General features: G+C 44.5%; 9 protein-coding genes. 1 reads left to right on the top strand and 8 read right to left on the bottom strand.

All coding sequences use genetic code 11. The annotated features are described in order from the left end of the window. The first annotated feature begins 25 nt into the window (after positions 1-25). Positions 26-1522: an amidase gene (locus tag F4V51_RS14295; RefSeq protein WP_153978491.1), complete on the top strand. Its 1497-nt coding sequence runs from the start codon at positions 26-28 to the stop codon at positions 1520-1522. 351 nt (positions 1523-1873) lie between these two features. Here F4V51_RS14295 and F4V51_RS14290 read toward each other — a convergent pair whose 3' ends face one another. The 8 genes from F4V51_RS14290 to F4V51_RS14260 form a co-directional block, all read right to left on the bottom strand. Further along, positions 1874-3001, bottom strand: a complete 1128-nt coding sequence (locus F4V51_RS14290) for a Ger(x)C family spore germination protein (protein ID WP_153978490.1) — start codon at positions 2999-3001, stop codon at positions 1874-1876. Continuing rightward, positions 2998-3447 carry a GerAB/ArcD/ProY family transporter gene (locus F4V51_RS29265; RefSeq protein WP_268893538.1) on the bottom strand — a complete coding sequence of 150 codons (450 nt, stop codon included), beginning with the start codon at positions 3445-3447 and terminating at the stop codon, positions 2998-3000. The genes F4V51_RS14290 and F4V51_RS29265 overlap by 4 nt, the downstream gene beginning before the upstream one ends. After that, entirely contained in the window at positions 3377-4093 is a 717-nt protein-coding gene (locus F4V51_RS29260; protein ID WP_268893537.1) for a GerAB/ArcD/ProY family transporter, read from the bottom strand. Before F4V51_RS29260 ends, F4V51_RS29265 begins: the two co-directional genes overlap by 71 nt. A 3-nt stretch (positions 4094-4096) precedes the next feature. Next, positions 4097-5590 carry a spore germination protein gene (locus tag F4V51_RS14280; protein WP_153978489.1) on the bottom strand — a complete coding sequence of 498 codons (1494 nt, stop codon included), beginning with the start codon at positions 5588-5590 and terminating at the stop codon, positions 4097-4099. A gap of 156 nt (positions 5591-5746) precedes the next feature. Continuing rightward, positions 5747-7780, bottom strand: coding sequence for a methyl-accepting chemotaxis protein (locus F4V51_RS14275; RefSeq protein WP_153978488.1), 2034 nt, complete (start codon positions 7778-7780; stop codon positions 5747-5749). A 368-nt stretch (positions 7781-8148) separates the two neighbouring features. Beyond that, positions 8149-9282, bottom strand: a complete 1134-nt coding sequence (locus F4V51_RS14270; protein ID WP_153978487.1) for a serine hydrolase domain-containing protein — start codon at positions 9280-9282, stop codon at positions 8149-8151. Between the two features lie 240 nt (positions 9283-9522). Next, a complete protein-coding gene (gene ppsA, locus F4V51_RS14265; protein WP_153978486.1) occupies positions 9523-12147 on the bottom strand; it encodes a phosphoenolpyruvate synthase in 2625 nt (874 codons plus the stop codon). A 253-nt stretch (positions 12148-12400) separates the two neighbouring features. Further along, a complete protein-coding gene (locus F4V51_RS14260; protein ID WP_153978485.1) occupies positions 12401-13018 on the bottom strand; it encodes a CPBP family intramembrane glutamic endopeptidase in 618 nt (205 codons plus the stop codon). Positions 13019-13250 lie beyond the last annotated feature (232 nt).

Genomic DNA, 13250 nt, shown 5'->3' with positions numbered 1-13250 from the left:
ATATATTCGGAGAGGAACGATCGTCATGTCTTCATTTTCATATACGTCCTATGATGCCATAGGTCTGGCTGAACTGGTTCGCTCACGGGAAGTTTCCCCCGTTGAGTTGCTGGAAGCGGCTTATGCTCGCCTAGAAGAAGTTAATCCGCAGCTTAATGCGGTCATTCGTACATATGAAACACGCGCACGCGAGGAAGCCGGCTATGTTCGTCCTGGTGAACAGCCTTTTGCAGGTGTTCCATTGCTCCTCAAAGACATCTCGCAATCGCTGGAGGGGGAAATTCTGACTTCCGGTTCCCGTCTTCTGAAGGATCATTGGGCTTTGCGCAATTCTAACTTTGTATCCAGACTCCGGGATGCAGGCTTCGTTATTATTGGGCATACGAACACACCTGAATTTGGCCTTAAAAACATTACTGAGCCACGTCTACATGGTCCGAGTCGCAATCCATGGAATACGAATCATTCACCAGGGGGTTCAAGCGGAGGTGCAGCTGCAGCCGTTGCTTCGGGAATCGTACCCATGGCCGGAGCCAGTGATGGCGGTGGTTCGATCCGCATTCCAGCCTCCTTCAGTGGACTATTCGGACTAAAACCTACTCGGGGACGGACTCCTGTTGGACCAGGGGTTGGTCGGCAATGGCAAGGTGCATCCATCGACTTCGCACTATCCCGGACTGTGCGAGACAGTGCCGCCTTACTGGATACCCTGCAGGTCATTCAGCCTGAAGCCGCGTTTCATGCCCCGCTCTTTCCGGGCAGTTACTTGGCCGATATGAGCTATCCGCACCAACGCAAACTGAAGATCGCATATACCACGGATTCGCCGGTAGGTACCCCTGTTAGCGAGGATGCGAAGGAAGCAGTGTACAAGCTGGTTCGGTGGCTGGAGGAACAAGGTCATCACGTGGAGGAAAAATTGAGTCCGGTCAACGGTGTTCGGTTGATGGAGAACTATTATATGATGAACAGCGGTGAAATGGCGGCAATGATCGCCTCCATGGAGCATGCGATGGGCCGATCTTTGACATCGAGCGATATGGAAATTGAATCTTGGGTGCTGGCTGAGGCAGGCAAAAAGGTATCGGCCGCGGAATTCGTTCACAGTCTTGCCGAATGGGACGTGGCTGCAGCGCAGATGTCTACACTATTCGAGCGATACGACTTCTATATCACACCCGTTAATGCCTTTCCTGCACCAAAGGTTGGAGAGCTAACTCCTCATGAGGAGCAAATTCAGCATCTGATGCAGATTACCGAATTGGACAAGGTGCATCAGCAGCAATTGATCTATGAAATGTTTGAACCAAGTCTCACCTACACTCCCTTCACCCAACTCGCCAACCTGACAGGCCAGCCTGCGATGAGTGTTCCGCTGCACCTTACAGCTGATAGCTTGCCGATGGGCGTTCAAGTTATGGCAACCAAAGGTCGTGAAGACTGGCTGCTCCAACTGGCTGGCCAGCTGGAAGCATCCGGACTGTGGATTGGAATGAAGGGAAACCCACTTTTCCCTGTCTAAGTTAAAGAAAAAGGACAACGAACTAACTTCGTGATCAATTGAGTATACCAAGTGTCACGGAGTTAGTTATGTGTTCGATTTTTGGTAACAATAACTTTGCGATTATCCATTTTCGCACACAATTAGTTTACATAATATTTATTATGTTTAAATCAAGGAGAGTCCTTAAAATTTTAATGTCACATCCGTCAAAAGGTAACTCTCGTTCAATGAGCTTAACAGCATGATCGATTGCGTTTCGTTGTTCTTCTGTAAGTCGGCTTTCATCTCCATCCCAATCACCTAACCACCAGAAGAACGAACAAATATTGCGGTATTCCATAAACATAGGAAATAGTCTTGATCGTTAGATTACTCTACTGCTCCGGTGGCAGCGATTCGAAGATCAACTTCGACATCAAACTGGGCACGGGATAGCTCTTTTGCCCATTGGTCCTGCACTTCCTTATACAACGGGTAGTGAAAAGCCCGTGCATAGAATCCAAAACCGACAGGGTCTATTTCATGCTGCTGGAATTTTTGGATGAGCTTCTCAATCGCTACTTTCATTCCGTCGCTCAACTTCTTCTCCATGTCACCGAAATTATCCTGAAGTTCATATTCAAGAAACTTTTCCGTGATAGCAATATTTGATTTTACTTTCACCCTGTATCGAAATTTCCCGTTCTCATGAGAAGATTTAATCTTTACTGAGGTGCCTCCTAGCGTAAAACTTACTTTATCTATGTTATACGGAACAGTTTGTTGGAGTTTATCCACAGGATAAGTGAGACTGATTCCGGGTCCCGCCTCCTTTTTCAAAATTTGAAGAAGTGAAGTTTCCTGATAGGTCAGTGAAGTTCGGTACAGGGCTTGCTGAGAAAGGAGAGTCGTTCCTTTAAGCATGATCTTGTTATTCTCAATCTTGATCTCCGAGATGGCAGGGGTCATTGCTCGGTCATACAATTGTCGATGCAGCTCTTGCGCAGTTGTTGAGACCGTAGTCGAAATTTTGCTTCCTGATTCGACAATCGCTTTTAAAAACATGAGTATTGGCGGCTGATCCTTCGATTGAAAGTTAAAGATATCCGAAACTGGACCATCCACTGCGATGATCCTGTCGGTAATCGTATTTCGCGGATCACGGAAGGTCACATCCAATACTTTAAACCAATCTTTATATTTAAGTAATTCTTTCCCTACAACAATGACCTGAAAATTCCGTCCTCCTACCGAACCTGGAAATTGAGCATCCTGCTGATTCCTGGACGATCTTAATCCCTCAGCTATCCCTTCCGCTTCGCGGCTTTTCTTTTGAATGTCTTTGCTGAATACAGGTGCGGAGACATAATAATGGAGCTTTTGGTCTTCGACATCCAAGCCCAATGCCAATGGTACGGTAGCATCTTCCAAATTGGTTTTGCCACTCCCGCATCCTGTGATTGAACACAACCAAATGCAAACTACAATAGAAATAACGGTTTTTTTAATCCATTTCATGTTCGTTTCCCTCCCTTCCATTTCTTGAAAATAACGACATACAAAAGAATGGCTGCAGGCAATACGAATTCCATTACAAACCCGATGAGATTCAGTGAATTGTTGATTTGTCCAGCTGCCATAAAACTCGGGCGATAGATGAAAAAACTGATCTGTATCACAATACACCATGCAGCAAGGTGAATATTGTCTTTACCTTTTCCCAGCAACGAGGCGGAGCATCTGGAAACAATGTGCATGGAGGGAATCCAAATACATGAGAAGATAAACAAATAAAATGCAATAAACAACACTTCGACCCGTTCAATAAATTGAAATTCAATAGATTTCAAAATGCTAATCACCGGATCATTGTATTCTCCGATCTCATCAGGACTAAAATAAACAAAGCAAATAATGGTGATCCCCAAATATGCCAGGCAAGTCAGGGAATTGGAGATTACCATAGCAGTCATCGCCTTTTCCTTTTTCACCAAATGAGGGTACAGAAAATAAAACCATTACAATGCCCAGTAAGGGATAGATCATGATTTTTATGGAAGTAAATATGGGAAGCCAACCCTCTTTAAATAGCGGGAGCAAGTAAAGCCAGTGAGCACGATTCAGCGTTGACACATAAACGAGGGGAATCCACATGGAGAGCATCGAAACAATTTCGGTGTACCGCCCGATCACCTGAAATCCATGCTGCGCAATCTGGTAGGTAGGGATCAGAAGCAGAAAGGCCAGAATATAAATTAACGTCGTCGGCAGCAACCAGAGTTTAATGACAAGCGTAGCAACCGCGTAACCATCATAGGCGAGCAGCAAAAAATAAACCATAAATAGAAAAGTAACCAGTTTTGCCGCCCACCGGCCCATATAACGCTGAACTAATTCAAGTATTGTACTATCCGGATTATATTTCATTAATTTCACCATGGCCATGGAGGCTAACATCACGAGTCCCCATCCCAAAAAGACCGTCATCCAACCATCCGTTCCCGCATGTCTTGCAAGCTCTCTTGGAAGAGCCAGGAAGGCAACACTGATCTGGAAAGTAGAAATCATAAGAATGAATTGAAGCGTCGTTATCGGGCGGTATGTCTTCATGTACTAATTCTTCTCCTTCCATTCCCTGCTATTTCCTTGGCGCCTTGTCTGACGTGATCGCGTGCTGATCGGGCCCGTGTTCATCATCCATAACGGCAACCGGAGTAAGGTATCCTTCCAATCTACAGGTCTGAATGGAGCAATAGGTGTACTATAAGAAGTGTTAAGCGAGTTCAACGTTATTAATCTGCCGACTATAGTCATCATGCCGACTACCAGTCCAATGAACCCGAACCAGGTGGCCAAAACCATTATCATAAAACGCATTAATCGTACAGCAGCAGCCATATCCTGATTCGGAATAATGAATGAGGCTATCGCTGTAAACGCGACTACGATAACCATGACATTGCTGATCAAACCAGCCTGTACAACCGCTTGACCAATGACAATACCTCCAACAATGCCCACCGTCTGACCAATTGGAGCCGGAAGTCGAACCCCTGCTTCCCTTAGCATTTCAAGAGTCAGTTCCATGATGATCGCTTCCACAAAAGGAGGAAACGGAACCTGGCCCCTTGATTCACCAAGGGTTAATAACAGCTTCATGGGTATAATTTCATAATGAAATGAAATAACGGATATGAAAAAACCCGGCAGAAAGATGGCGACAAAAAAAGCAAAAATTCGCAATGATCTAAGAAATGACGAGATGGACCATCTGGAACTGTAATCATCAACCGTTTGAAAAAAGGACATAAACGTAACAGGAGCTACCACTACACTGGGCGAACCATCAACAACAACGACACACCGACCTTGAAGTATTTGTGAAGCAGCAGTATCCGGTCTTTCTGTTGTGATGATCTGGGGAAGCAAAGCAAGCGGTTGGTCTTCAATAAACTCAACTAATTCGCCCGTGTTAATAATGGCGTCTACATCAATGGATTGAATGCGTTCTTCAAGAACTTGTACGATCTCAGGATCAACCACATCCTCCAGATAAAGCAGGGAGACGGCAGTCTGTCCTCGTGTCCCAACGATATACCGTTTCAACTTTAGTTCTTTGTCCGCGACATAACGCCGAATCATGGCTATATTTTGAGAACCGTTTTCTATAAATCCCTGATGGGCCCCTTTCAGTGAAGGCTCTTGCTGGGGGTCTTCAATTGCACGCTGAGGAATACCTTTGGTATCCAGTACATAGGCTTCACTTCGTCCTTCAATAAAAAGCATACTATAGCCGATCATAATGGAAAGTTTGAGGTCCTCCCATTTAGAATAAGGTTTTACATACCCCACTGTTGTAATGAAATCTTCAGACGGGTTCCCGGACTCTAGCTGAAGTGGGGCAAGGACATCACGATTAAATATCGTTTTGTCAGTCATTTCGTCCATGTATATGATGGCAGCTTGTTCACCGGTTTGTTTAATGTATAGTTTCCGAATGATCAAGTCGGGAGTATTCGTAAAGATTTCTTGAATTCTGGCGGTGGATTCGTTCAAACTTGGTGTAATGCTATCATCTTTCGAGATTGTGCCTGATGCTTCGTTCATTATCCCACTCCACTCCCTTCTTCAAGCAGCTTTTCCTTATTATGACGATTATTCACGTGTATATGCATTGTGCATTGGAAAGACAGACTCCAAACTTGAAACAAAAAAAGCCGCTAAACATAGCGACTTGTAATTGTGTTAAAATTATTTATCATATTAGACTTTGAATTTTTCCGTCAACTTCTGAAGTCTTGCCGCCATACGCGCCAGGTAAGTGGATGATGAACTGATTTCTTGCATGGAGGCTAACTGCTCCTCGGTTGCTGCGGATACAGTTTGGGCTCCTGCTGCTGTTTCGTGGGACAGATGAGAGATGTCCTCAATTGCAGCCACAACATGGGAAGTCTCCTTCACAATATGTTCCGCCATCGTAGACACTTCGCCTGCTTTGCCATTAACAGTGTCCACAGAGAGGTTAATTTCTTCGAACAGACGTCCGGCATGATCCATGATGATCATTCCTGTTGAAACCTCACCCATTGCTGCACCCATGGAACCTTCAGCCTGCTTGATTCCTTCATGAATAGATCCAATCAGTACGTTTACCTGTTCGGCAGATTGAGCTGCTTGCTCAGCCAGCGTTCCCACTTCTCTGGCTACGACCGCAAATCCTCTACCGTGCTCGCCTGCTCGGGCTGCTTCAATCGAAGCATTTAATGCAAGCAAATTAGTTTGCCTGGAGATATCGGAGATTACCTTAATGATCTGTCCAATCTCCTGCGAAATCTGAACCAGATGATTGATACCATCCGACACGTGGTTGACAGACTGATGAATGGTGCTCATTTGCGACACAGCTCCCTGAATAACCTCCCCACCTTCTTTCGATTTTTGGGCTACGTGAGCTGTGGCTACAGCTGTAGTAGAGGCGTTGTCTGCAATATGTCCCATGTTTCCAGCAACATCCTGAATGGTTCGCATGCTTTGTTCAACAAGCAGCACCTGGCGATCAGCACCTTGTGCCATCTGTTCAATGATTTGTGTGATATGCTCTGTTGACGTTGCACCTTGTTCAGCATTCGCAGATAACTGCTCAGAAGCCGCAGCAAGCTGACTGGAGGAATTTGCAACTTCAGATACAATCCCATTCAGGGATCCCACCATTTGATCATAGGCTTCACCCAAATCACCAAATTCGTCTCGCGAAGTAATCGATGTATTACGGCTCAAGTCCCCTTGCCCTACTTCAATGGAAAACTCATTCAACGTTTGTAATGGCTTGGTAATGGAACGTACAATGACTACAGTGAGTCCAAAGCCAAGCAGAACAAAGACAAGGATGACCAGAAGTGTATTGTTCCAGATGGGTTCAGCCGCCTGTGCGACCTCGATGGGAGAGCGATCACCAGCAATCTTCCATCCTGTCAACGCGTTGGTTATATACACTAGTTCACGCGTTTCTCCTTCCGGTGATGTTTGCTCAATCTGCCCGGAGTCTTCATCCAACATGGATGCTGGGGACCCTTCGCCCTCTTGAGGAGCTACCTGTTCGAGATTCGAGGAAACGTCCTGCGGCGTATCACCCGATTCCGGTGCTTCTCCTACCGTGCCTGAACCCTCCGATCCCCAAGACGGTGACACAATCATGGAACTATTAGCACTAAAAATAACGACAAAACCATTATCCCCAATTCGAATATCCCCAACAGTTTCCTGCAGTGTGCTTAAGTCCAGTGAAATGGCAACGACGGATTTTCCGTCACTTGACGCTTGAGCCACATCTACAATAGTTCTGCCCGACTGTTCAGAGGTATAAGGCTCGGAGAATACGACATCTTTAGGGCTAGCGACCGCTTTGGCATAAAACTCTTGATCCTGTGGATTGTAATTGCTTGGTTCGTTCTGGGTAATTGAGCTATATGAAAATTGACCATCATCCGTAACATATACCGCAGCTTCTGCTTCCGGATGGTTTTTGGTATAGGCATTTAACAGCATATCCGGATTTCCCACGGATGAAATGGACTCGAATATCTGTCCCACATCTGCTATTTTACTTTGTATGTATTGATCAACCATGCTGCTTACTAATGAAATGTCTGTATCCGCCATATTGGCAAGCTGTGTATCCACCTGATTCTTGGCCGAGAAGTATGAAAATCCCCCGATGACCAGGCTAGGAAGCAATAGCATGGCGAGCAGTGAAGCTGCAAGCCTTGTTCTGACGGATCTCAATTTTCTGATTTTCATGTGCATTTCTCCTTACGTACGATGTACGCTGTATGATGTATTTGCTTTATTAAGCAAGTTAAAACGATTGACTCCGTGAACTTGACCAAGCTCTTCTTGAGTACAAATCAACTATAAAACAGGTAGCTTAAATGAAACTGAATCTATTCATGTAATAGTTGCTTCAGACTTTTCATGGTGGTCTTAATTCCAATGTAGATACTTACTACAGATACAACTAGACAAAAAAATAAGAAGCAGGGACACGTTATTACACGCGTCCCTGCTCTTTCATTTTAAGGATATATCTTATATATGATGATCTTGTAAAATTACGCTTTCCCAGCAAACTTGGTTTGATTACTGATGCTCTGCTTTTGTCTTCAAAATTAAAGGCAGGAGTATACAACATTGCGCAAACGTCTCTGAATGTAAGGCTCTTGGCTATTAAGCAGATGCTGTGCATACATGACAGTGAGCCCAGAGTCAGGATCAATAATCGCCATGCAACCGGCAGCGCCGCTCCAGCCAAATTCGCCATGAGGGCTTAGAGAACCGCTTTCTGACTTGGAGATATGCGTACGGACCCCGAGTCCAAACCCATATCCACCCATATGATCCCAAGAGTAATCAGGGCGCGTCATCTCATTCAGATGATCTGTTCGCATTAATTCCACGGATGCCTGCGACAAAATCCGAACACCTTCAGGACTGGTACCATGACCCGTGAGTGCGTTCAGGAACAACGCATAATCGCGTACGGTAGATAGCAGTCCCGCGCCTCCGCTCTCCAATTCCGTACCAACACGGAACCCGTTACCGTCCATGCGGATGGCTTTTTCGAGTTCATCATTGTATGCGTACTGTGGAATCAGACGTGACTGCTGCTCGTCGTTCAGATCAAAAGCTGTATCGTTCATGCCGAGTGGACCAGTGATCTCATCCTGCAGATATGTTCCAAATCGTCTGCCGCTTACGACCTCGATCAATGCTCCCAGCACATCGTGACACATGCTATAGTTCCAATGTGTGCCTGGCTCAAATAGAAGCGGTTCCTTCGCAAGTGCTTTCGCAAACTCTCTTGTTGGCAGTTTTCCATCGGTGCTCTGCACGGCTTCTTTGATAGATGGCGCACCAACGTCATACGAGAAGCCCGCCGTCATTGTAAATAAATCACGTACCGTAATAGCTTTTGTTGCTTTATCCAGTCTGACCTCACCATTTGGCATGACTTTCTTCACATTCATCTCGGCAAACTCCGGCAGATAGTCGGACACTGGATCACTGAGCAGCATATGCCCTCTTTCTACAAGTTGAAGTGCTGCAACGCAGGTCATGATTTTGGTCATGGAATAGAGATTGAAGATGGCCCCATCGGTGATTGGTGTTTTCTCCTCCAGATTAGCGTAACCGTTACGATAGTGGAAAACGGTGTCATTTTGATGAATGACCATCACTTCTGCCCACGGAATTCTCCAGGATGTGACGCGATCAATAAATGAAACAAGCGGTTTAAAGTCCATGTTTATCCGTCCTTCTATGTAGAATCTTTTATTATTGCACACTGTGAACCATGTTCACGCCACGAATCACATATTACTACTATACGACCATTTGTAAGCGTTGACTACCATACGAATTAACTTGTTCCGCAAAAACAAAATAAAGCCGCTAAACTAGCGGCTTGTAGGTAACATGCATATCTCTAACTGGAACTAATTTAGTCCTAAACTCAATCTCATGCTGCCCTTTTGAAGTTGTAACTACAACGACAAGATTTCAATATACCCTTCGGTTCCATGCACACGAATTCGCTGCCCGTCTTTTATATGTTTCGTTGCATTCTCCACACCAACCACTGCAGGCAAGCCGTACTCACGTGCAATAACAGCTCCATGGGTCATCAATCCACCTACTTCGGTGACTAGCCCTTGGATGGATACGAATAGTGGTGTCCAGCTAGGGTCCGTAAAAGCAGTAACGAGAATATCTCCAGCTTCCAGCTCAGCTTCCTCCATGTTCAGAATCACACGTGCACGTCCTTCAATAACACCGGAAGAGACAGCGAGACCCACTAATGCTTCGGCTGGGAGGTTATCTCTTTTATACTTACCTGTAATAATTTCGCCATCTGACGTGATCACACGTGGTGGGGTCAGTTTTTCATATCGCTTGTATTCGTCTTTTCGCCTGCGGATCATCTGGTCATCTACTTTACGAGTACTCACCGCTTCGCGTAGTTCTTCAAAAGTAAGATCATTTATATCTTCTTTTTCCCGCAAAACACCCGCTTGAACTAGTCGCTCGGCTTCCTTGAGCAATGCCTTCTTATAAATGAAGTAACGATGAACCATGCCGTATTTAGGGTACTCTCTGTACCCGCTCAAATTTCGAATGATGTCGATCTTTTCTTTGGTTTCTTGTGCTTTCTGCCCTCCATCAGGCAGCTGCTTCAATCGCTTCAATAATTCCTCTTCTTTTCTCAAAGCCTCCTGTCGCCCTTGCTCAAACTTACGGCTCCCTTCATTAGGTTCAAAGTGTTTGATATTACCCAGAATCAGGGGAACAAGTGTCAATGGTTTTTCAATCCAGCGAGTTCGAGTCAGATCAATCTCTCCGGCACAGCGCATTCCATATCGCTCAAGATAGGCATGGATCGCTTCTTGTGCTTCCTGGCCACCAGTGAATTGAACAAGATCATCAAGGAATTGATCCTTTTGTACATGTTGTAAGTATTCAACGACCTCAGGATAAGGACGAATCACATCTGCGACATCTAATAGGGCCAGCCCCATTTCGGACGTGATATTGTTAGGAACAGACTGGGAGATTACATCTGCTGCGTTTTTTTCGCCCAACCATTCGTTCATCTTGTCATTGAGCCAGAATGAAGCGTTCATACAGGTTGTTATTACAGCTGAACTTCGTGGATCAAATAAAATCCTTCTAAGTTCCTGGATATCTTCCTGAATAAAATCAATCAAGTCAGATCCTGATTTTGTTTGAATCTTTTGTTTCAATGCTTCTATAGATGCTTCATTGTTCTTGATCAAATCAGTAACGATGAAAGGATCTTGTTCATGGATTGGAGTTTGAGTGCCTGCTGGGGGCAAATCTTTATCACCTTTACCGGAATTCTCTAGTTGGTTGTCGTTCGATAATGATTTCACAAAATCTCCTCGTTCAATTACGGTCATTAAGGCGTCTTTGATAAGCGGATCGGATTTCCCAAGGGCATTCACTATATGATCTCTGGTGACAGGTGAGGCAAGCATAGGCGTTACATCCACGAACAACCTTCCGCCCGCTACACGCATGGGTGCAGGAGTTGTCATGATATAAAATGACAGTCCGAGTGGTTTGATGGAATCCGTCATCATTTGTTGATGGGCGACAGATACATACACATGATTTTCTTGATCATTCACTTCAGGGATCGGAAATAACGTTGTAATTGGTCGGCTCTGGACAATGTAGAAAGTGCCATCGGACAAGCACCACTCAATATCCTGCGGGCAACCAAAGTAAGCTTCAATCTGTCTTCCTATCCGAGCTAACTCCAAAATGTGATGATCCGTGAGTGTTTGAGCTTTTTGCTGATCAGATTGAATGGTTCGCGTCTCAGTCCCACCTTCTTTTCGAGCATAGATTGCGAGTGTTTTGGTTGCAATTCTCTTATCGACAATTTCTTCTTCCCGTACCTTATAACCATCAGCAGATACCAACCCGGAAACCAGTGCTTCTCCCAAACCATAGCTGGCATCGATCGATAAAAGTTTTCGGCTGGACGTCATGGGGTCGGCAGTAAATAAAATTCCTGAAGCCTGCGAGAAAATCATCTTTTGAATAATAACAGCCAAGTATACCTGGCTATGATCGAATCCGTTCTGCATGCGGTAGATTACAGCACGATCCGTGAAAAGGGACGCCCAGCATTTGCGAATATGCTCCAGTATGGCTTCCTTGCCGATGATGTTCAAATAGGTATCCTGCTGACCTGCAAAAGAAGCATGTGGCAAATCCTCGGCTGTTGCACTGGAACGCACCGCATATGCATGTTCATCTCCATACTGGCTGAGGTAGCGGCTTACTGCCTCGACAACATCGTAAGGAATTTCCATATCCATAATGATCTGCCGAATCTCTCTGCTGATTTCACCAATTTGATCTCGTTCTTCTGCATGAAGCATCGTTAGTCGATCGAGTAAAGAGTGATATGTGATGTTCTGTTCAATGGCTTTCTGGTATCCCAACGTTGTCACACAAAAGCCCTCAGGAACCTGTATCCCTTCCCTCTTAGATAATTCGCCTAGATTCAAACCCTTTCCACCCACAAGCGAAAGCTGTGTCTTTTCGATCTCCTGGAAACTGAGAACCATAGAACTCATTCAACATCTCTCCTAATCATCAAATTGAGAAAAAATCCTTTGACAAGATTTTAGCGGCATGCTACAATAAAAATATAAGATAGAATTTCTATGCTAATTTACATAAAGTTACTCGTGAACTGATCATACCATCGTGTTAATTGATATGCAATAATTAAAAAAGGACCTGACTAAATGTCTGGTCCTTTTTTGGTATTTCGTTCAATTTATCCAGGTTTAATGGGTTATAACGATTAGATCCCTTGCCCTTGTCTTACTTATCTTTTTTTAGAACGATGACTTTATACTTGAACAACAGTGTCACGCCCAAATTCATCGCTACGTGAACAATTACAGGAACCATTATATTATTGGTTGCCCCATACAATGAGCCAAATAAAAGGCTTGGTATCACTATATTGAGCAGCATGATGGGCGTTTTAAAATAGGAAAAGTGAAAAGCTAGAAACAAGGCTGATGAAGCAATAATTGCGACCCACTTCTCATCAAATACGACATATAACAAATTCTGGATAATTCCCCTAAACAGCAGCTCTTCAAAGAGACCTGCCAAACTCATAAAAATAAAAATGTAACTAAGGGACTGATTGGCATACTCCTTATTGGACTCATGAATATACTCCTCAGGTACCAGATACGTCATCAAAACACCAAATAAAATCAGGCCAAGCGAGCATCCTAGAACAAGAAAGACCATAAGCAAAGGTGTCTCAAAAGCTAACAGACGCTGCATGAAGACCATATCCATCTGAACAAATACGAATAGTGCAGCAGAGCATATGAACAACAAGGACACATAACCTATAGCTACATCTTTCAGTCGAGGTACTGCTGGTTTATTATGTACTTGTAATTGTTCCGTCTTCTTCATTTCCTTCCTCATGTGCCCCTCTCAGACCTTTTTCAGTAATAGCTAGTGACATCTTACGCTGCCCCGTTGCTCAACCGTGTTGAAAGTTCTCAAGTCATTTCATTCCGATCACCTATCATTTTAAATGATGACAAGGACGATTTTCAATCATTTCACTTCATTCCGCTTCCCATCTGAGCGGCTTGATTCAGTTATTCAGTGAACAATTCGGAAATAATTCTCTCATACCGCC

It is taken from the genome of Paenibacillus xylanilyticus (assembly GCF_009664365.1).
In the GTDB taxonomy this organism is placed as follows: domain Bacteria; phylum Bacillota; class Bacilli; order Paenibacillales; family Paenibacillaceae; genus Paenibacillus; species Paenibacillus xylanilyticus_A.
This window is presented reverse-complemented; position numbering and strand designations above follow the sequence as displayed.